The 19,323-nt window shown below is 71.7% G+C and carries 23 protein-coding genes; 17 read left to right on the forward strand and 6 right to left on the reverse strand.

Annotated features, from left to right (window positions below):
- Positions 1-77: 77 nt before the first annotated feature.
- From rpsF to ACWGO8_RS08030, 6 genes are all read left to right on the forward strand, one after another.
- Complete coding sequence (rpsF, locus tag ACWGO8_RS08005; protein WP_452042551.1) at positions 78-488, forward strand: 30S ribosomal protein S6; 411 nt, start codon at positions 78-80, stop codon at positions 486-488.
- A 5-nt stretch (positions 489-493) separates the two neighbouring features.
- Positions 494-1,009 (forward strand): single-stranded DNA-binding protein, encoded by a 516-nt coding sequence (locus tag ACWGO8_RS08010; protein WP_452042552.1) that lies wholly within the window; start codon positions 494-496, stop codon positions 1,007-1,009.
- A 48-nt stretch (positions 1,010-1,057) separates the two neighbouring features.
- Positions 1,058-1,318, forward strand: coding sequence for a 30S ribosomal protein S18 (rpsR, locus tag ACWGO8_RS08015; RefSeq protein WP_056727560.1), 261 nt, complete (start codon positions 1,058-1,060; stop codon positions 1,316-1,318).
- Between the two features lie 11 nt (positions 1,319-1,329).
- A complete protein-coding gene (gene rplI / locus ACWGO8_RS08020) occupies positions 1,330-1,782 on the forward strand; it encodes a 50S ribosomal protein L9 (protein ID WP_452042553.1) in 453 nt (150 codons plus the stop codon).
- Between the two features lie 542 nt (positions 1,783-2,324).
- Positions 2,325-3,695, forward strand: a complete 1,371-nt coding sequence (gene dnaB / locus ACWGO8_RS08025; protein ID WP_452043533.1) for a replicative DNA helicase — start codon at positions 2,325-2,327, stop codon at positions 3,693-3,695.
- Between the two features lie 130 nt (positions 3,696-3,825).
- A complete protein-coding gene (locus tag ACWGO8_RS08030; protein ID WP_452043534.1) occupies positions 3,826-4,476 on the forward strand; it encodes an HAD family hydrolase in 651 nt (216 codons plus the stop codon).
- Between the two features lie 4 nt (positions 4,477-4,480).
- On the opposite strand, the gene ACWGO8_RS08035 is transcribed toward ACWGO8_RS08030, so the two are convergent.
- On the reverse strand, positions 4,481-5,287 hold the full coding sequence (locus ACWGO8_RS08035; RefSeq protein ID WP_452042554.1) for an alpha/beta fold hydrolase: 807 nt from the start codon (positions 5,285-5,287) through the stop codon (positions 4,481-4,483).
- A gap of 156 nt (positions 5,288-5,443) precedes the next feature.
- Between ACWGO8_RS08035 and ACWGO8_RS08040 the strand changes: the two genes are divergently transcribed.
- From ACWGO8_RS08040 to ACWGO8_RS08060, 5 genes are all read left to right on the forward strand, one after another.
- A complete protein-coding gene (locus tag ACWGO8_RS08040; RefSeq protein WP_452042555.1) occupies positions 5,444-6,199 on the forward strand; it encodes a hypothetical protein in 756 nt (251 codons plus the stop codon).
- A 166-nt stretch (positions 6,200-6,365) separates the two neighbouring features.
- Entirely contained in the window at positions 6,366-7,019 is a 654-nt protein-coding gene (locus ACWGO8_RS08045) for a hypothetical protein (protein WP_452042556.1), read from the forward strand.
- A 148-nt stretch (positions 7,020-7,167) separates the two neighbouring features.
- A complete protein-coding gene (locus ACWGO8_RS08050) occupies positions 7,168-8,352 on the forward strand; it encodes a Re/Si-specific NAD(P)(+) transhydrogenase subunit alpha (RefSeq protein WP_452042557.1) in 1,185 nt (394 codons plus the stop codon).
- Entirely contained in the window at positions 8,352-8,726 is a 375-nt protein-coding gene (locus ACWGO8_RS08055; protein WP_452042558.1) for an NAD(P) transhydrogenase subunit alpha, read from the forward strand. The genes ACWGO8_RS08050 and ACWGO8_RS08055 overlap by 1 nt, the downstream gene beginning before the upstream one ends.
- On the forward strand, positions 8,723-10,096 hold the full coding sequence (locus ACWGO8_RS08060) for an NAD(P)(+) transhydrogenase (Re/Si-specific) subunit beta (RefSeq protein ID WP_452042559.1): 1,374 nt from the start codon (positions 8,723-8,725) through the stop codon (positions 10,094-10,096). The genes ACWGO8_RS08055 and ACWGO8_RS08060 overlap by 4 nt, the downstream gene beginning before the upstream one ends.
- 13 nt (positions 10,097-10,109) lie before the next feature.
- On the opposite strand, the gene ACWGO8_RS08065 is transcribed toward ACWGO8_RS08060, so the two are convergent.
- On the reverse strand, positions 10,110-10,523 hold the full coding sequence (locus tag ACWGO8_RS08065; RefSeq protein ID WP_452042560.1) for a VOC family protein: 414 nt from the start codon (positions 10,521-10,523) through the stop codon (positions 10,110-10,112).
- A 116-nt stretch (positions 10,524-10,639) separates the two neighbouring features.
- Here ACWGO8_RS08065 and ACWGO8_RS08070 point away from each other — a divergent pair, with 116 nt between their 5' ends.
- The 3 genes from ACWGO8_RS08070 (at position 10,640) to ACWGO8_RS08080 (ending at position 12,619) form a co-directional block, all read left to right on the forward strand.
- Positions 10,640-11,584, forward strand: coding sequence for a helix-turn-helix transcriptional regulator (locus tag ACWGO8_RS08070; RefSeq protein WP_452042561.1), 945 nt, complete (start codon positions 10,640-10,642; stop codon positions 11,582-11,584).
- A gap of 109 nt (positions 11,585-11,693) precedes the next feature.
- Positions 11,694-12,278, forward strand: coding sequence for a DUF308 domain-containing protein (locus ACWGO8_RS08075; protein ID WP_452042562.1), 585 nt, complete (start codon positions 11,694-11,696; stop codon positions 12,276-12,278).
- Positions 12,275-12,619 (forward strand): hypothetical protein, encoded by a 345-nt coding sequence (locus tag ACWGO8_RS08080; protein ID WP_452042563.1) that lies wholly within the window; start codon positions 12,275-12,277, stop codon positions 12,617-12,619. Before ACWGO8_RS08075 ends, ACWGO8_RS08080 begins: the two co-directional genes overlap by 4 nt.
- Before the next feature lie 226 nt (positions 12,620-12,845).
- Here ACWGO8_RS08080 and ACWGO8_RS08085 read toward each other — a convergent pair whose 3' ends face one another.
- The 3 genes from ACWGO8_RS08085 to ACWGO8_RS08095 all read right to left on the reverse strand — a co-directional run bounded on the left by ACWGO8_RS08085 (position 12,846) and on the right by ACWGO8_RS08095 (position 15,972).
- Positions 12,846-13,874, reverse strand: coding sequence for an alpha/beta hydrolase (locus tag ACWGO8_RS08085; RefSeq protein WP_452042564.1), 1,029 nt, complete (start codon positions 13,872-13,874; stop codon positions 12,846-12,848).
- Positions 13,875-14,068: 194 nt separating this feature from the next.
- Positions 14,069-15,448: an adenylosuccinate lyase gene (purB, locus tag ACWGO8_RS08090; protein ID WP_452042565.1), complete on the reverse strand. Its 1,380-nt coding sequence runs from the start codon at positions 15,446-15,448 to the stop codon at positions 14,069-14,071.
- Positions 15,445-15,972 carry a low molecular weight protein-tyrosine-phosphatase gene (locus ACWGO8_RS08095; protein WP_452042566.1) on the reverse strand — a complete coding sequence of 176 codons (528 nt, stop codon included), beginning with the start codon at positions 15,970-15,972 and terminating at the stop codon, positions 15,445-15,447. Before ACWGO8_RS08095 ends, purB begins: the two co-directional genes overlap by 4 nt.
- A gap of 90 nt (positions 15,973-16,062) precedes the next feature.
- On the opposite strand from ACWGO8_RS08095, the gene ACWGO8_RS08100 reads away from it, so the two are divergent.
- The 3 genes from ACWGO8_RS08100 to ACWGO8_RS08110 all read left to right on the forward strand — a co-directional run bounded on the left by ACWGO8_RS08100 (position 16,063) and on the right by ACWGO8_RS08110 (position 18,963).
- Positions 16,063-16,956 (forward strand): aminoglycoside phosphotransferase family protein, encoded by an 894-nt coding sequence (locus ACWGO8_RS08100; RefSeq protein ID WP_452042567.1) that lies wholly within the window; start codon positions 16,063-16,065, stop codon positions 16,954-16,956.
- Between the two features lie 121 nt (positions 16,957-17,077).
- Positions 17,078-17,401 (forward strand): hypothetical protein, encoded by a 324-nt coding sequence (locus tag ACWGO8_RS08105; RefSeq protein ID WP_452042568.1) that lies wholly within the window; start codon positions 17,078-17,080, stop codon positions 17,399-17,401.
- Positions 17,398-18,963: a hypothetical protein gene (locus ACWGO8_RS08110; protein ID WP_452042569.1), complete on the forward strand. Its 1,566-nt coding sequence runs from the start codon at positions 17,398-17,400 to the stop codon at positions 18,961-18,963. Before ACWGO8_RS08105 ends, ACWGO8_RS08110 begins: the two co-directional genes overlap by 4 nt.
- On the opposite strand, the gene ACWGO8_RS08115 is transcribed toward ACWGO8_RS08110, so the two are convergent.
- Positions 18,938-19,321 (reverse strand): phage holin family protein, encoded by a 384-nt coding sequence (locus ACWGO8_RS08115; RefSeq protein WP_376952962.1) that lies wholly within the window; start codon positions 19,319-19,321, stop codon positions 18,938-18,940. The two genes, ACWGO8_RS08110 and ACWGO8_RS08115, sit on opposite strands and share 26 nt — an antisense overlap.
- Positions 19,322-19,323: the final 2 nt, after the last annotated feature.

A 19,323-nucleotide genomic window follows, 5' to 3' on the forward strand; every position in this document is an offset into this window, starting at 1 on the left:
TCCTCGGCGTGACGCATGTACACCCTCCTGTCACAGACCGTCTGTGACCGCCTGAGTCCGAAGGAGGTGGGTCTGTCATGCACCAGTACGAGCTGATGGTCATCCTCGATCCCGAGATCGACGAGCGCACCGTTGCTCCCAGCCTCGACAAGTTCCTCAACGTCATCCGCAACGATGGCGGCACGGTCGACAAGGTCGACATCTGGGGACGCCGTCGCCTGGCCTACGAGATCAAGAAGAAGAGCGAAGGCATCTACGCCGTCGTCGACTTCACCGCCGAGCCTGCGACCACCAAGGAGCTCGACCGCCAGCTGAACCTCAGCGAGGCCGTCATGCGCACCAAGGTGCTCCGCGCCGAGGAGGCCATCGCCCAGGTGGCCGCCGCTGCCAAGGCCCAGGAGGAGCGCGCCGCGAAGAAGGCCGCCGCCGCCGCGAAGGCCCCTGAGGCCAAGCGTCGCGCTGAGGCTCTCGAAGCGAAGGACGCCTAGTCCCCATGGCCGGCGAGACCATCATCACCGTGGTGGGCAACCTCACTGCAGACCCCGAGCTGCGCTACACGCAGAACGGGCTGGCGGTTGCCAACTTCACCATCGCGTCCACGCCCCGCACGTTCGACCGTCAGGCGAACGAGTGGAAGGACGGTGAAGCGCTGTTCCTGCGCGCGAGCTGCTGGCGCGAGTTCGCCGAGCACGTCGCGGGTTCACTCACCAAGGGTTCCCGGGTCATCGCTTCCGGGCGTCTCAAGCAGCGTTCCTACGAGACCAAGGAAGGCGAGAAGCGCACCACCATCGAGCTGGAGGTCGACGAGATCGGCCCCTCGCTCCGGTACGCGACCGCCCAGGTCACCCGTGCGCAGTCCAACCGCGGCGTGGGCGGCGGCTCCTTCGGGAGCGGCCAGTCCGACGACGCATGGGCTCCGAGCGCGCCTGCCGCCCAGTCGGGCGCGGCCGCCGGCGGCGACGTCTGGAACACGCCGGGCACCAACTACGGCGACGAGACCCCCTTCTAACATCCACGCCGGTCCCACGACCGGCGAGCACTCATCAAAGGATCAACAATGGCTGGAAAGAGCAGCGGCGACCGCCGCAAGCCGAGCCGCGGGAAGGGCGCGAAGAACGCCGCCCCGGCGAAGTCCATCAAGGTCGGCGTCATCGACTACAAGGATGTCGCCACCCTGCGCAAGTTCATCTCGGAGCGCGGCAAGATCCGCGCCCGTCGTATCACCGGTGTCTCCGTGCAGGAGCAGCGCCTCATCGCCCGTGCCGTGAAGAACGCGCGCGAGATGGCGCTCCTGCCCTACTCGGGCTCCGGCCGCTAAGGAGCACGACAATGGCAAAGGTTATTCTCACGCACGAGGTCACCGGCCTCGGTGCCGCCGGCGACGTGGTCGAGGTCAAGAACGGCTACGCGCGCAACTACCTGGTCCCCCAGGGCTTCGCGACGCCGTGGACCCGCGGTGGCGAGAAGCAGGTCGAGCAGATCAAGGCCGCCCGCGCGGCTCGCGAGCTCCACTCGCTCGAGGACGCACAGGCCCTCAAGGCCAAGCTCGAGTCGACCAAGGTGAAGCTGGCCGTCAAGGCCGGCCTCGGTGGTCGCCTCTTCGGCTCGGTCAAGACGGCGGATGTCGCGTCGGCCGTCGAGGCCGCCGGCCTCGGCGAGCTCGACAAGCGCAAGATCGAGATCCCGACCCCCATCAAGGCGGTCGGCGAGCACGAGGCGACCGTTCGCCTCCGCGACGAGGTCTCGGCCACGATCACCATCCAGGTGGTCGCCGCGAAGTAGTTCGCGCGCACACGAGAACGGCGGTTCGGGCTCCGGCCCGGGCCGCCGTTCCGTCGTCTCGGCGACGCGCTGCAGCGGGCGTGTTCCATCGGCCCAGCCGTCCCCCTCGCCGGCCGGGATCCCCCCGTTTCGATTGCACAGGTCTACACCGTGGCCGACGCGCCCGCAAGTGGAGGTTGTGGACTTCCTGTGATGGTTGTGCACAGGTGAGCACGCGGCATCCGTGGAATCTCGAAGAAGTTTTCCCCCACAGGTGTGGAAACGCGAAATGCCTGATCGTTCTGAAATTCAACCCGTGTAATTCCCCAGATTTCCACAGTTTTCCACAGGGGATGTACACACCTTCCGCGGCGTTTCGCGCAGTTTGTCCCCAGAGTTATCCACAGGCTGGGTTGTGCTGTGGACGAGGCTTCCATATCGTGAAGCAGCGTCCTTCGATCAGCGGGTGTCCCCCGGTCGGGTTGCCATGTCAGAGGCTCCGGCCACACTGAAGTGCGGGCGCCACCACGCTGCCGGCGAAAGCCGAATCGGAGGTCATGGAGTTGTCGATCGCGCACATCGGACTCGCCGAACCGGCCGACGACGACGCCCGGCGCGGAGAACGCACTCCGCCGCACGACCTGCTCGCCGAGCAGAGCGCGCTCGGGGGCATGATGCTCTCGAAGGACGCCGTGGCCGACGTCATCGAGACCGTGCGCGGCATCGACTTCTACGTGCCGAAGCACGAGGTCGTCTTCAACGCGATCCTCTCGCTCTACTCGCACGGCGAGCCCACCGACGTGATCGCCGTCACCGACGAGCTCACGAAGACCGGCGAGCTGCAGCGCGCCGGCGGTGTCGAGTACCTCCACACGCTCACGAGCCTCGTGCCCACCGCTGCGAATGCGGGGTTCTACGCGTCGATCGTCGCCGAGCGCGCGCTCCTGCGCCGCCTGGTCGAAGCCGGCACGCGAATCGTGCAGATGGGCTACGCCGGCGAGGGCGAGGTCACCGAGCTCGTGAACCACGCCCAGGCCGAGATCTACTCGGTCACAGGCTCGACCGAGAGCGAAGACTACGTCCCGCTCACCGAGGCGGTCACCGCGGCGATCGACGAGATCGAGGCGGCCAAGCACACCGACGGCAAGTTCACGGGGGTGCCCACCGGATTCGCCGACCTCGACGAGCTGACCAACGGCTTCCACCCCGGGCAGATGATCATCGTCGCCGCGCGTCCCGCGATGGGCAAGTCGACGCTCGCGCTCGACTTCGCGCGCGCGGCGGCCATCGGCAGTGACCTCCCCTCGATCTTCTTCTCGCTCGAGATGGGCAAGAGCGAGATCGCCATGCGTCTGCTCTCGGCCGAGGCATCCGTGCCGCTGCAGATGATGCGCAAGGGCACGGTCGACTCGCGCGACTGGACCACGATCGCGGCGACCCGCGGGCGCATCAACGACGCGCCGCTCTACATCGACGACTCGCCCAACATGACGCTCGTCGAGATCCGCGCGAAGTGCCGGCGCCTCAAGCAGCGGGTGGGGCTCAAGATGGTCGTCATCGACTACCTGCAGCTCATGACGAGCGGCAAGCGCGTCGAGAGCCGCCAGCAGGAGGTCTCGGAGTTCTCGCGTGCGCTGAAGCTGCTCGCGAAGGAGCTCCAGGTGCCGGTCATCGCGCTGTCGCAGCTCAACCGTGGACCCGAGCAACGTGCCGACAAGATGCCCGCCCTCTCCGACCTGCGCGAGTCGGGCTCGATCGAGCAGGACGCCGACATGGTGATCCTGCTGCACCGCGAGTCCGCCTACGAGCGCGACAGCCCCCGCGCGGGCGAGGCCGACCTCATCGTCGCCAAGCACCGCAACGGCCCCACGCGCACCATCACGGTCGCCTTCCACGGGCACTTCTCGCGGTTCGCCGACATGGTGCAGGTGTAAGCGGAGGTCTCGCCGTGCTGATCTTCTCGATGAGCGTCGACCTCGTCGACGAGCTTCGCCGCTTCCGCCATCCGATCATCGTCGGGGGCGACACGCCGCTCCTGCCGCCGGAGACAGAGTGAGGCACGTGATGATCGAGGCGGTCGTGTTCGACATGGACGGCGTGATCGTCGACAGCGAGCAGCGCTGGGAGGCCGTCCGCCGACAGCTCGTCCTCGACGCAGGTCGTCCCTACCCCGAGGAGGCGACGCGCCGGATGCAGGGCATGAGCGCTCCCGAGTGGGAGGCGTACCTGCACGAGGAGCTCGGCGTCCCCGGCACGCCGACCGAGATCGGCCGCCGGGTCGTCGCGCAGATCGAGGCGTCGTACCGCGCCGACCTGCCCCTGATCGACGGTGTCGTCGCCACCGTCCGCGCGCTCGCGGAGCGCTATCCGCTCGCGGTGGCCTCGTCGTCGAACCGGGAGCTGATCGAGCTCGCGCTCGACCTCGCCGGACTGGCCGACCTGTTCGGGGCGGTCGTCTCGAGCGAGGAGGTCGATCGCGGCAAGCCGGCTCCCGACGTCTACCTCGAGGCGGCGTCGCGACTCGGCGTCGCGCCCGAGGCCTGCGCCGCCGTGGAGGACTCCTCGAACGGGCTCCGCTCGGCGCACGCCGCGGGCATGCGGGTGGTCGCCGTGCCCAACCGGGCGTACCCGCCCGCCGCCGACGCACTCGCCCTCGCCGACGTCGTGCTCGATTCCATCCGCGAGCTCACGCCCGAGGTCGTGGCGGCCGCGTAGGTCGCTACGCCGTCCACTCGAGCACGAGGTCGATGAACCCCTGAGGCCGCTCCAGCGACGGCAGGTGCGCGACGTCGGGCCAGTCGATGCGTCGTGCGCCCGGGACACCCGCGACCACTCGAGCCGCGGCGTCGTGGGTCGTATCGAGATCGTGACCGCCGACCAGCACCAGCGTGCGCGCTGCGACCTCCGACAGCCGCTCGAGAGCGGGAGGTTCGAGCTGTGCCTCGGCGAGGTCCTCCCGCCACGAGGCCGCGATCTCGAACGCTCGTCGCTGCATCGCGCGTACCGCGTCGACGATGGCCGGATCGACCGCGGCAGGGTCTCGCCGACGCCCGACCACCCACGTCTCCACGTTGGCCTCGACGGCCGAGTCGAGGTCGTCGCGCGCGAGCGCGTCACGCTCGGCGTCGAAGAAGCGCTGCAGGTCCGCCGTCAGCTCGGAGAGCAGGCTGCCGCCGGGCGGGCTGAGGAGCAGCGACTCGACGAGCTCGGGCCGGGTCAATGCCACCTCGACGGCCACGCCGCTCCCGAAGGAGGCGCCGACGAGGTGGCACCTCGGGATGCCGAGGTGGTCGAGTGCCTCGAGCACGTCGTCGACGTGCGACAGCTCGCCGTCGGGCTGGGCCGTCGAGTCCCCGAACCCGCGCAGGTCGAGCCGCACGGCCGGTCGTGACGCGGCGAGTGCCGGCCATTGGGGGTCCCACATCCGGCGGTCGGCGATTCCAGCGTGGATCAGCACGACGGGAAGGCCGGATCCCGAGGCCACGTCATAGGCGATCCCGGTCGGGGTGAAGCCGGTCGAGTGCACGCTCCTCCTCCTCGGAGACGGGGGCGCGGCTCCGCGGTCCGACGCCCGGCGAACTCGTGAGTCTACGCGAGGCGACGCCCGACGCTCTCGAGGGCGCTCGCCACGGTGCCGCGAGCCCCGGCCGGTACGAGCGCACCCGCCCGTACCATCGGCGACATGGGCATGGACGCCATCCTCACGATCGTCGCGCTCGTGCTGAGCGCGGCGAGCGTCGTCATCACCGGGCTGTTCTCGATCCGCACCGCACGGCTCGCCTCCGAGCTCGACGCCGAGCGCGAGGAGCGGATGGAGACCCAGTCGGCCATCAAGGCCGCCGAGCGCGTCTACGAACCGCTCGCCCAGGCCGCGGCCGAGCTTCAGTCGCGCATCGTGAACATCGTCGAGTCGGGCTGGGTGCCGCTCGTGCAGCGCTACAAGAGCCACGGCGACTACGCGGTCACGAGCACGGCCTACCTGTTCGCGAACTACTTCGGCTGGATCGAGGCCCGCCGGCAGGCCGTGCTCTCCTCCAGCGGCGAGGGCGGCCGCGACATCGCCGTGCAGCGACTGATCGACACCGTGCTGCAGACGCTGCGGCGCAGCGAGCACAGCGAGGGGTTCCTCTTCTTCACGACCGAGCAGCGGGCGATCGGGGAGCTCATGCTCACCTGGGAGACGGTGACCGACACGGGCACACGCATCCCGCACGTCCTGGGCTACGCCTCGTTCACGAAGCGCTTCCGCGACGACCCCGACTTCCGCGGCTGGTTCACGCCCGTCGACAGCGGCATGGAGCTCGTCGCCCGCGGCGACCACCGCCGGCTCATCGAGATCCAGCACGCGCTGGTCGCCCTCATCGACGCCCTCGATCCGAAGCGCAAGTACACGGTCGGCTACGACCTCGCGCCGATGGACCTCCAGCCCTCCGAGTGATCAGGACCGCCGCTCGGTGAGCCGCACGTGCACGCTGCAGCACGCGGCATCCGTGCGCAGCACAGCACCGGGGCAGGCCGCGACCGCGATGGGGGCTGGCACCCATGTCGGCGAGCCGCCGAAGCCGTAGGCTCGCCGCAACGGCACGACGGACGGAGGTGCCGACATGGTCGTCGAGCAGGTCGAGCCGACGCGTGGCACGACATCGAAGAAGACGAAGCCGGCGGCGACCGCGTTCGTGCTGGTCGGCGCGGTGTGCGGCGTCGCCTGGGGCGCCGGGTTCCGGGCCTACATGTCGGAGATCGTCGGCGGCGCCTCACGGGTCGACTGGTACGGCACGTTCGTGGCGATCATCGGCGCGGGCGCGATCACCGGCGCGCTGCTGGGCCTCGCCGAGTACTTCCGGCGCACCGGCGGGCGTCGGCACTGGCGCTGGCTCGCCCTCGCACCGCTGACGTTGGCCGTGCTGCCGATGACGATGCCGGGTGCACTCGTCGCGCTCTTCACACAGGGCCTCGGCGGCGGTGCAGTCGCGGTCGCCCTGGCGGCCATCGCCGGCGGGTTCGCGGTGTCGGGCCGGGGCGCCCTCTGGGGTCGCATCACGTGCGGCATCCTCGCGCTCGCGGTGATCGGCGGGATCGTCGCGACCGTCCCGGCCATCGGCGGACTTCGCCTGGCGCTCGACCAGCCCCGCGGCGCGTGGGTCGCGATCCTCGCCGTATCGTGCCTGGTGGTGCTGTGCCTCGCGAGCTCGATCCCGTTCCGTCGGGCAGAGGGCGTCGCCGTGGCATCCGTCGACGCCGGCAGTTCCGCAGCGTGAAAGATCCTGCGAACTTTCGCCCCTGAAACGGGCGAACCATGGCTCGGATGCCGCGTCGGCACGTACTGTGGACGACACGTGCAGCAGTGCCGCCGCATGGGTCTCCCCACGCCCGGCTCCGCTGCACTCCCGTGTGAGAGGAGAGCCCGTGAGGGTCGGCATCGCGAGAGAGCGACGAGCGGGCGAACGCCGGGTCGCCGCCACGCCCGAGACCGTGCGCCAGCTGGTCGGCCTGGGACTGGAGGTGCTCGTCGAGCACGGCGCCGGCGAGGCATCCGGGCACGCCGACTCGGCCTACGAAGAGGCCGGCGCGACCGTCGAGGAGGTGCTCGAGCTCGGCGACCTCGACGTGCTGCTGCACGTGCGCCCGCTCGACCCCGCGACGCCCGCCCGGCTGCGCCGCGGCGCCATCACGATCGGCCTCGCCTCCCCGTCGAGCGAGCTGCCGACGGTGCGCGCGCTCGCCGACGCCGGCGTCACGTCCTTCGCGCTCGAGCTCGTGCCGCGCATCTCCCGGGCGCAGTCGATGGACGCGCTCACGAGCCAGGCGCTCGTCGCCGGCTACCGCTGCGTGCTCGAGGCCGCGATGCGCCTGCCGCGATTCTTCCCCCTGTACATGACGGCCGCGGGCACGATCCCGCCGGCCCGGGTGCTCGTGCTCGGCGCGGGCGTCGCCGGCCTGCAGGCGATCGGCACGGCGAAGCGCCTCGGCGCCCGCGTCTCGGCGAACGACGTGCGCGCGGCATCCGCCGATGAGGTGCAGTCGCTCGGCGGCACGTTCATCAACCTCGACCTCGACGCCGCCGACGCGAGCGGCGGCTACGCGAAGGAGCTCGGCGCCGACCGCGCCGCCCGCCAGCGCCAACTGCTCGCACCGCACATCGCCGAGGCCGACGTGCTCATCACGACCGCCGCGATCCCGGGACGCCCGGCGCCGCTGCTCGTCACGGCCGACATGGTGCGGGCGATGCGCCCCGGCTCGGTGGTCGTCGACCTCGCGGCCGAGTCGGGCGGCAACGTCGAGGGCTCGGTGGCCGGATCGGATGTCGCGGTGCCGACGGCCGACGGCACCGGGACGATCACGGTCGTCGGCATGAAGGATGCCGCGTCGACGATGCCCGCCGACGCCTCCCGCCTCTACGCGAAGAACGTCGCCAACCTGCTCGCGCTCATGACGCACGACGGCTCGGTCGAGCCCGACTTCGGCGACGTGGTGGTGATGGACGCGTGCCTCACCCGAGACGGCGAGGTGCGGCATCCGGCGACCGCTGAGACGCTGGCCGCCGACGCACCGGACGCCGACGCACCGGACGCACAGGAAGGAGCCCGCTGATGGACGGCGTCGCACTGCTCACCATCACCGTGCTCGCGGTGTTCGTGGGCTTCGAGGTGGTCTCGAAGGTCTCGAGCACACTGCATACCCCGCTGATGTCGGGCGCGAACGCGATCCACGGCATCATCCTCGTCGGCGCGATCATCGTCGCCGGCCAAGCAGCCGACGGCTGGACGCTCGCGCTCGCCCTCGTCGCCGTCGTGCTCGCGACCGCCAACCTCGTCGGCGGCTTCGTCGTCACCGACCGCATGCTCGAGATGTTCCGCGGCCGTCCTTCGACGGGCTCAGGGACCAGGCGCTCGCTGAGCTCGTCGAAGCGAGCACGCGGCACCGTTGCACCCGCCTCCACCGACCCGAAGGAGTCCGGTCGATGACGATCCTCTCCCCCACCTGGACCGCCATCCTCTACCTCGTCGCCGCTGTCTGCTTCATCCTCGCCCTGAAGGGGCTGAGCTCGCCGAAGACCGCGCGCCGCGGCAACCTCATCGGCGCGGCCGGTGCGCTCGTGGCCGTGATCACGGTGTTCCTCTCGACGAAGCTCGACAACATCCCATGGATCCTCGCGGCCATCGCCGTGGGCGCGGCGATCGCGGCGCCGGTCGCGCGTCGCGTGCAGATGACGCAGATGCCCCAGCTCGTCGCGCTCTTCAACGGCGTCGGCGGCGGTGCGGCGGCGCTCGTGGCGCTCCTCGAGCTGCCCCACACGGATGACCCGTGGGTGCGCCTCGCGATCGTGTTCACGCTGCTCGTGGGCGCGATCTCCTTCTCGGGGTCGCTCGTCACCTTCGCGAAGCTGCAGGAGCTCATGACCACGCGGCCGGTCGTGTTCGCCGGGCTGCCGGTGCTCATGGGCCTTGCGCTCCTGGCGGCGATCGTGGCATCCGGGTTCATCATCGCCACCGGCGCAGGCTGGCTCGCCGTCGTGCTGCTCGTGCTCGGCCTCGTCACGGGCGTGCTGCTCGTGCTGCCGGTGGGCGGCGCCGACGTGCCGATCGTGATCTCGCTGCTCAACGCCTTCACCGGACTCGCGGTCGCGGCGTCGGGCCTCGTGCTCGGCAACGTGCTGCTCGTCGTGGCGGGCACGCTGGTCGGCGCTTCCGGAACGATCCTGACCCGCGCGATGGCGTCGGCCATGGGCCGCAGCGTCTCCGGCATCCTGTTCGGGGCGTTCCGCGGCGGCTCGACGGCGGGGTCGACCGACGTCTCCGACCGCCCGGTGCGCTCGTCGAGCGCCGAGGACGTCGCGGTGCTGCTCGGCTACGCCCAGCGCGTGATCATCGTGCCGGGCTACGGCCTCGCGGTGGCGCAGGGCCAGCACACGGTGGCCGAGCTGCAGGCCGCGCTCGAGGCGCGCGGCACCGAGGTGGTGTTCGCGATCCACCCGGTGGCCGGCCGCATGCCCGGCCACATGAACGTGCTGCTCGCCGAGGCGAACGTGCCGTACGAGTCGCTGAAGGAGATGAGCGAGGTCAACGGCGAGTTCAAGCAGGCGGATGTCGCGCTCGTCGTCGGGGCGAACGACGTCGTGAACCCCGCGGCGAAGTCCACGCCCGGCTCGCCCATCTACGGCATGCCGATCCTCGAGGTCGAGGACGCGCGCCAGGTGGTGTTCCTCAAGCGGTCCATGCGGCCGGGCTTCGCGGGCATCGAGAACGAACTGCTCTACGAACCGCAGACCACGCTGCTGTTCGGCGACGCGAAGGACTCGCTCGCGAAGGTGCTCACGGCGGTGAAGGCGCTGTAACCGGGCGGGACCGCTACTCGACGACCGGGGCGGCGACCGCGCGGGTCGCGAGCACGTCGAGGTAATGCTGGTTGTACATGACGCCGAGCAGGTTGCCGAACGGGTCGACGACGACCGCGGTCACGAAGCCCGGGCCGCGCTCGATCGGCGGCTGGTACGGCGTCGCCCCGAGCGCGAGCAGGCGCTCATAGGATCCGGTGGGGTCGTCGACGTGCCAGAACACGACCTCGCCACCCGGCTCGGCCGGACCCTGCGGCCGGTATTGCGCGTCGATGAGCCCGAGCTCGTCGCCGGTGTCGCCGACGCGGAACTCGGTGTAGCCCGGGCGACGGTAGTACGGCTCGATGCCGAGTACCTCGGCGTACCAGGCGGCAGCAGCCTCGAGGTCGGCGGCGTAGTAGCTGACGGTGGCGAATCCCCTGAGCATCTGCGGTTCCTCTCGTGTGACCGGATCATCCGGTGTCGCGGTCTTCGTGCTGGTGATCCCAGTTTCGAACACAGAAGTGCTCACCCTCTGACTACTTTTGCGAGGAGAATCGGAACATGCGCGCCGACCGCCTCGTGGCCACCCTGCTCACGCTGCAGGCGCGCGGCCGCGTGACCGCCGCGCAGCTCGCCGAGGAGCTCGAGGTCTCGGTCGCGACGGCCCGCCGCGACCTCGAGGCGCTGTCGGCGGCGGGCATCCCCGTCTACCCGCAGGCCGGCCGCGGCGGAGGTTGGCAGTTGCTCGGCGGCGCCCGCACCGACCTCTCGGGGCTCACGGCGCCCGAGGCGCGTGCACTGTTCCTGCTCGTGGGGCCCGCGGCATCCGTCGACCCCGATGCCAAGGCCGCGCTGCGCAAGCTCGTGCGGGCGCTGCCCGAGAGCTTCCGAACGGATGCCGCGGCCGCCGCCGACGCGGTCGTCATCGACCCGGGCGAGTGGGGGCGCGACGCCGGCGAGCGGCCCGAGCTCCTGCCCGTGCTCGAGGCGGCGGTGGTGCAGCGGCGACGCGTGCGGGTGCGCTACGTCGCGTGGAACCACGATCCCGTCGATCGACTCGTCGACCCGTGGGGGCTCGTGCGCAAGCGCGACCGCTGGTACCTCCTCGGCGCGGTCGACGGAGCCGAGCGCACCTACCGCGTCGATCGGATGCTCGAGGCAACCGTGACCGACGAGCCGGCCGAGCGACCCGACGACCTCGACCTGGCCGAGCTCTGGGAGCGCGTGACGGCGGAGGTCGAGGAGCAGCGGGCGGCCGCGTCGGCGACGGTCATCGTCGACAGCGGGATCGTGCCGCTGCTGCACACGCAGTTCGGCCAGCGCGCGGTGCACGAGGCATCCGTCGACGCGATGCGTTCGCGGGTACGGATCACGGCACCCACCGATCAGCTGCTCGCCCGGGGGCTTGCCGGCTGGGCGGAGTACGTCGAGGTCGAGGAGCCCGCGTCGCTCCGCGCGGAGCTCCTGCGGCTCGGGCGCGCGCTCGTCGATCGCAACGACAGCTGAGCGGCCCCGACGAAGGGGCCGTTCGCGACGGGAATCCGCCCGATTCGGGACGGCCGGGGAGCCCACGTAGGATGGGTCGGTACCCCCCTCCGATGTGAAAGAGGTCGCCGTGGCCACCGCCCGCGATGCCGCCCCGGAGCGCACCCAGTACTGGGTCGTCCCGGTCGTGCGCGGACTCCTCGCACTCGTGCCGGCGGCCGTGATCACGTTCTCGCAGAACCACGCGCCCGAGCTCGGCCTCGTCGTGTTCGGCGCTTGGGCGATCGTGTCCGGACTCGTCGTCGGCGCGCTGTCGCTGCGCCTCGTCGAGGACCGCGGCATCCGCTCGCTGTTCCTCGTGAACGCCGTGGCGACCACCGCGGCCGGCCTGCTCGCCGTCACGATCCCCGGCGGCCTCCCCTACCTGCTCTACCTCGTGAGCGTGTGGGCGGCCGTCACCGGCTTCGTCGAGCTCTACGCGGGGCTGCGCGCCCGCGGCCGCACGTCGGCGGCGCGCGACTGGATCGCCGCCGGCGCGTTCACGGCCGTGGCCGCGGTCGTGTTCCTGCTGCTGCCGCCCGACTCCGTCACGGCGGTCGGCCTGCTCGGCGCGTACTTCGTGATCCTCGGCGTCTACCTCGTCATCGGGGGGTTCTCGTTGAAGTGGGCTGCGGCGCCGGGCGCTGCGGCATCCGGATCGGAGCAGCACTCGTGACCCAGGGTCCCGGCGACTACAAGCCCAGCCGGCGAGACGTGCTGCGCCCCGTCGAGTACGTGGGCGGCTCCGCCATAGCGGCGATCTTCACGGGCGTGATCACGCTCGTGGTCACCCGCGACCTCACGCTGGCGCTCATCGCGACCGGCGGCGTCTTCATCGTCGTGCTCGTCGCGCTCGCGTTGTTCGCGCTGGCCGTCAAGCCCGACGCGTCGGAGTCGGCCGAGCTGCGCGACGACGAGGCGCACCGGCACGAGGGGCGCGACGGGCCTCGCGAGCCGGGCGACGCCGACGGCGGCCCGGGCCTCGACGGGCCGCAGGCTCCGCCGCCCGGGCACTGAGGGGCGCCGCTGCGTCGCTACGGCGCGCACGGATGCCGCGGCCGACCCCCGCGCACCGACCTCGTTCGTGTGCGCAATTCAGGTCGGGAGGTGTGTCGCGCGGTCGGCCTCCGGCGTGTCGCGGCGACGCGCCGAGCGCGTACCTGAATTGCACCCGGGGGCGATGCGCATGCCCGACCCGGCCGAGGGCGGCTGCCACGAGCAGGCCCGTTCCATGACCGGGAGCTCAGCCCGCGCGCGCCGTCCACGCGTCATCCACGCGCGCGCCGCCCGTCGCGTCGACCACCGCGAGGATCGCCGCCGCGACGGCGTCGGCGTGGTCGCGGTGGGAGATGAGCGCCTCATGCGTCGCGTCCGCGACGACGCGACGCGCGGAGTTCGTCGAGAGTCCGGGCAGCTCCTCCTGCAGGGCGGTGAGTGTCTCGGCGCCCATGGGCTGGACGCCGACTCCGAGGACGGCAAGGGGCAGGTCGCCGAGCGGAGCGGCGCGGTGGAGGAACGGTCGAGTGGTCGCCTCCCACTCCCGCATCTCCGCCGCCTCGGTCGCCGAGGTCGAGGGCCGCATGAAGCCCGCGTTCAGTTCCGCGACCTGCCGCTCGGGCAGCCCGTCGGAGACGGCGCCGAACGCATCGACGATGCGGAACAGCCCGAACCGCGCCAGCGCGGCCGACACGGTCAGCGAGACGACCTGAAGTCGATGCGCCTGCGGCACCGGCCAACGCGCCCACTGGTCGGGATGCGACGCGTCGACGAGCACGAGGCCGGCCGTCTCGTGCGGGTAGAGCTCGGCGAATGAGCGCACGACCAAGCCTCCGAAGGAGTGCCCGGCCAGCACGAACGGGCCGTCGATCCCGGCGGTGCGGAGCGCTCCGTGCAGCTCCACGGCCATCGTGGCCCCGTCGCGGGGCGCCGGGCTCGGGTCGCTCCAGCCGAGTCCGGCGCGATCGTACGCGACGACCCGCATGTGGTCGGCCAACGCCAGCTGGACCCAGTGCCAGTTCGGCGAGAACGACCCGAGCCCGGCTTCGAGCACCACCGTCGGCCCTCCCCGGCCCTCGCCATGGACGTCGAGATGCAGGCGGACGCTGCCGAGGTCGACGAGGCGGCCGGGAGGCGGGAATCGACGTGCGTCACGTGTCGCCGCTGCGCGCTGGGCCGCGTACCCGGCCGCGCAGAGGGCGGTGAGGCCGATGGCCGACCATGCCAGCACGCGCCGTCCGGTGCGCCGGGAATGCGACCGTTCGACGGTCACCATCCCCACATCCTCCCGCGGATCATCGCCCGCCGGAAGAGCGGACGCCGGACGCGGCATCCGACGGCACCGGACGTGGTCGCTTCGCGCCAATTCGGCGCCGTCCGCGCCAGGACGGGTGGCGCGGAGCGAGCGGAAGTGGCGCAGAGCGGGCGCCGGAGACGCAGCGTGGCGGGGTGCTCGTCGCCCGCCGATCCCTAGAGCCGGTCGACGAGCCCCGACGCGATGCCCGTGTACGTCGCGGGCGTGAGCGCGAGCAGGCGGCGCCTCGCGTCGTCGCCGATCTCGAGGCCCTCGATGAACGCGGCGAGGTCAGCCGCGCCGACGCGCTTGCCGCGGGTGAGGTCCTTGAGCAGCGCGTACGGATCGGCGATGGTCGATCGGCCGGCGACCACCTCGGCGCGGATGACCGTCTGGATCGCCTCGCCGAGCACCTCCCAGTTCACGTCGAGGTCGGCCAGCAACAGGTTGCGGTCGAGGTCGATCTCGCCGAGGCCTCGCTCGATGTTGTCGAGGGCGAGCATCGAGTGGCCGAAGCCGACGCCGATGTTGCGCTGCGCGCTCGAGTCCGTGAGGTCGCGCTGGAGGCGGCTCGTGACGAGCGTCGCCGCGAGCGAGTCGAGCACGGCGCTCGAGAGCTCGAGGTTGGCCTCGGCGTTCTCGAACCGGATCGGGTTCACCTTGTGCGGCATGGTCGACGAGCCCGTCGCTCCGGCCGCCGGGATCTGCCGGAAGTAGCCGAGCGAGATGTAGGTCCAGATGTCGGTCGCGAGGTTGTGCAGCACCCGGTTCGCATGCGAGACCTTGCCGTAGAGTTCCGCCTGCCAGTCGTGCGACTCGATCTGGGTCGTGAGCGGGTTCCAGGTGAGCCCGAGCGATTCGACGAACTCGCGCGACACGTCGGGCCACGCGACATCCGGCGCCGCGACCACGTGCGCCGAGAACGTGCCGGTCGCGCCCGAGAACTTGCCGAGGTACTCGGTCGCCTCGACCTGGCGGGCGATGCGCTCGAGGCGGTAGGCGAAGACCGCGAGCTCCTTGCCCATGGTGGTGGGCGTCGCGGGCTGCCCGTGCGTGCGCGAGAGCATCGCGGCATCCCGCAGTTCGACCGACAGGGCACTCAGTGCGTCGATGACGCCCCGGTACTTCGGGAGCCAGACGCGCTCGACCGCGTCGCGCACGGTGATCGCGTACGAGAGGTTGTTGATGTCCTCGCTCGTGCAGGCGAAGTGCGTGAGCTCGGCGATGTCGTCGAGGCCGAGCAGCTCGAGCCGGCGGCGAACGTAGTACTCGACGGCCTTCACGTCGTGGCGCGTGGTCGCCTCGAGCGTGGCGAGCTCGTCGATGTCGGCCTGCCCGAACTCCGTCACGATCGAGCGCAGCTGCGCCTGCTGCTCGGCCGACAGCGGCGACGAGCCGAAGAACCTGCGGTCGGTCTGCGCGATGAGCCACTCGACCTCCACCTGCACGCGGGCGCGGTTGAGGCCCGCCTCCGACAGGTACTCGCCGAGCGCTTCGACGGCGGCGCGGTACCGTCCGTCGAGCGGGCTGAGCGGCTGGGGAGGCAGCGGAGTCATCGGTTTCCTTGTCTGAGAGCGGGGGCGAGTTGCCGGAAGAGCGCCGACGTCGACCGCTCTATCATCCCAAGAACCCGATCGAAGGTCGCATCGTCGGAGTAATAGGGGTCGGGCACGTCCTGCAGCGGCGCGAGCTCGGGGTCGAATTCGAGGAGCAGCCGCACCTTGTCGAGGTCGACCGACGAGGGCGCCTGGTTGCGCAGGATGCGGGCCTGCCCGCGGTCGAACGCGACCACGAGGTCGAGCGCCGGGAAGTCCGCCGCGTCGAACTGCCGCGCGCGGTGATGGGTGCCGTCGTAGCCGCGGCGCTCGAGGGCGTCGATGGTGCGCTGGTCGGCCTGCTCGCCGACGTGCCAGTCCCCCGTCGCGGCCGACTCGATGGTGATGCGGTCGCCGAGCCCCGCGCGTTCGGCGAGGGAGCGCAGCACGACCTCGGCCATCGGCGAGCGGCAGATGTTGCCGGTGCACACGAAGGACACTCGGAAGGGCTGCGCGGCGTCCCCCGCGGGCTCCGCTCGCGTCATGCCTCCCATTGTGGACGAGATCAGCAGTGCAGCACAGTGGCAGTTGGGGCCCGCGTCACGCCGGGTCGTCGGTGCGAGAAGGGGGTCGGCATGACGGATGCCCCGGCGCCCGACTTGCACGTCGACGAGGCGCTCGCGGCACGGCTCGTAGCGACCCAGCACCCCGACCTCTCCGGCGAGGTGCGCCTCGTCGCGAACGGCTGGGACAACGCGATGTTCCGCCTCGGCCAACGGCTGGCGGTGCGGATGCCGCGGCGCCGCGAGGCGGTCGGGCTCATGTGGAACGAGCAACGCTGGCTGCCCGGGCTCGCGCCGCTCCTGCCGGTCGCCGTGCCCGCGCCCGTCCGGAACGGACGGCCCGCTCCCGAGCTCGGCTACGACGTGCCGTGGAGCATCGTGCCGTGGTTCGACGGGGCCAGCGGGCTCGCGTTCGACGCCGAGACGCGCGGGGTCGCGGTGAACGGGTTGGCCGCGTTCGTCGCGGAGCTCGGCGCGATCCCGGCGCCGGCGGATGCCCCGGCCAATCCGTATCGCGGCGTCCCGCTCGCGCACCGCGACGTGGACGTGCGGGCCCGGCTGGCCCGGGGACGGATCCCGGATGCCGCAGGACTCGCCCGCGTGTGGGATCGGGCGCTCGCGGCATCCGCCTGGTCGGGCCCGCCCGTGTGGCTGCACGGCGACCTGCACCCGCACAACCTGCTGCTCGCGCCGTCGGCGGCGCTCGTCGCGGTGGTGGACTTCGGCGACATCACGGCGGGCGATCCGGCGACCGACCTCGCGACCGCGTGGCTCACGTTCGACGCCCGCGCTCGACGGGTGTTCCGCGCCGAGCTCGAGGCGCGGCGCGGCGTCGACGAAGCGACGTGGGACCGCGCCCGCGGCTGGGCGTTGGTGATCGCGAGCGCGGTCGTCGACCGGACCGGCCCGTCGGGCGACTTCGGACGGGTGGCGTCGTACGTGCTCGAGCAGGTGCAGCTCGACTGAGCCGGGTCGGTTGCGCTCGCCCGCGGTCGGCTCGTCCTCCACAGGCCGCCGAGCTCTCGAGGTGCGCACGGATGCCGCGCCGACGGCGTGGGGCGGCCTGCGCCACTGGGACGCTGACGCCATGGACGACGACCTGCTCCTCGCCGCGCTCACCGGTCGCGCCGTCACCGCCGATCAGGTCGAGGGCGCGCGCCGGCACCTCCTCATGCTCCGCTCGCTGCTCGACGAGGTGCGGAGCGCCTGGCCGGGCCTGCTCCCCGAGCCGGCGCGCACATGGAGATCCGGCGCGGCCGACGCATACGCGGCACGGCTCGACGAGTTGCGGGTACTCCTCGCGGGAGCGGCGGGCGCGCTCGCCGAGGCCGAAGCCGCGCTCGAGGTGCGCATCCGGCGGCTGGAGCAGCAGCTCGACGCCCAGGCGGAGGCCGCGGCAGGGTTCCGGTGAGCGCGTTCTCGAGTCCGGGCGACGAGGGCGCGGGCGGGCTGGTCGTGTCCGGCGGCGGAACGTTCGCCGTCGCGGTCGACGAGCTCTTCGTCGCGGCCGCTTCCCTGGGCGCGGTGGTCCCGATCGTCGACGGCTGGCTGGCTCGCGCGGGCGTGCTGCGGCGTGGACTCGACCTGCTCGACGTCGACGATCCGATCGCAGTGGTCGATGCCGCTACGCCGGCGTGGCACGCCGGCGTCGGGTGCGTCCGCCTCGAGGAGTCCCGCGACCTGGCGCTGACGATGCACTCGTCGCTGCTCGAGTCGGCGGAACGGTACGGCGTCACCGAACGGCTCGTCGACGGACTCTGGCAGCTCGGCGCGGCGGTGGCGGCGCCCTGGCTCGGGCTTCATGCGCCGGCGCTCCTGCTCGGCGGCGTGCTCGCCGCCGGCGGCCAGTGGGCGGGGTCGGCGATCTGGAGCGCGCTCGGCTGGGGGCCGTCGCCCCTCGCCGCGTGGCTCGACGAGCACCGCGACCTCCTCTCCGATCCCGGGTTCGTGCGACTCGTGCGCCTGGCCGCCGACCACGCCGACGAGGCGTTCTCGGCCGCGTTCCACCTGCCCGTGCCCGGCGGACTCGGGGCGGTGATCGGTGCGCCCGAGAGCGCGTCGATCGTGCTCGCGGCCACCGGCTTGCTCGGCGTCGTGGGCAGCAAGGTGCTCGTCGATGGCCCCGTGCGTGTGACGCGCGTCGAGGCCGGCGCGCGCGGATCCGCTGCCGATCGAGCCGGCGTGGATGGGGCACCCGCTGGGCATCCGGCCCAGGCGGCATCGCACCTCGGCGAGGTCGTGGCTGCGCCCGCCGGCGTGCGCGACCTCGCCGAGCGGGTACCCTCGGGCGACGATGCGCCGCAGATCCGGATCGAGCGATACGGCACCGCGGCCGATCCGCGCTGGATCGTCTACGTCGGCGGCACCGCGGACTTCGGGCTCATCGCCGGCGCCGAGACCGCCGACATGACGAGCAACACGCACGGCGTCGCCGACGACGCGAAGCTCGACCGCCTGCGGTTCACGGGTGCCGACTCGGCGGCGGGCGAGCGTGCGGTGCGCGAAGCGCTCACCGAGGCGGGTGCGCAGCCGGGCGAACCGCTCCTCGCGGTGGGCTACTCCGGTGGCGGCATCATCGCCGCGAAGCTCGCCGCCGATCCCGAGCTCGGAGCGGTCGGCGCGTTGAACCTCGGCGGGCCGGTCGCCTCCGCGCCGACCCGCGAGGGCGTGTGCGTGCTCTCCGTCGAGCACGAGGAGGACCTCGTCCCCGCGACGGGCGGCGCGGGGCATCCGTCACCCGATCGCGTCACGGTGGCCCGCAGCGTGCTCGAGCCCGACCGCGAGTACGCGGCGGCGGTCCCGGCGCACGAGCTCGCCCGCTACCGGCAGACCGCCGCCCTCGTCGACGACTCCGACGAGCCGCGGCTGGTCGAGTGGCGTGCGCTCGTCGACGAGGTCACCGGCGGCGGCACCGGCCTGCGCAGCGACTGGGTCGCGACCCGCGAGGTCAGTCCCGCGACGGGCGCACGATGAGCCCGATCAGCCAGCTGATGAGGCCGAGCACCAGGGCGCCGAGCACGCCCCACCAGAACCCGTCGATGACGAGCCCGAATCCCATCAGGCTGCTGATCCATGCGACGAGGAGCAGCAGCAGGCCGTTCACGATGAAGGAGATGAGGCCCAGCGTGAGCACGTACAGGGGAAATGCGACGATCCTCACGAACGTGCCGACGAAGGCGTTCACGAGGCCGAAGATGAGCGCGATGAGCAGGTACGTGAGCACCGTGGCGAGGGTCGTGTCCTCGTACGGCACCACCCGGATTCCCGTGACGATGAAGGTGGTCAACCAGAGCGCGAAGGCGACGACGATGACCTTGACGATGAACCGCATGG

The organism is Agromyces sp. NPDC055661 (genome assembly GCF_053618135.1).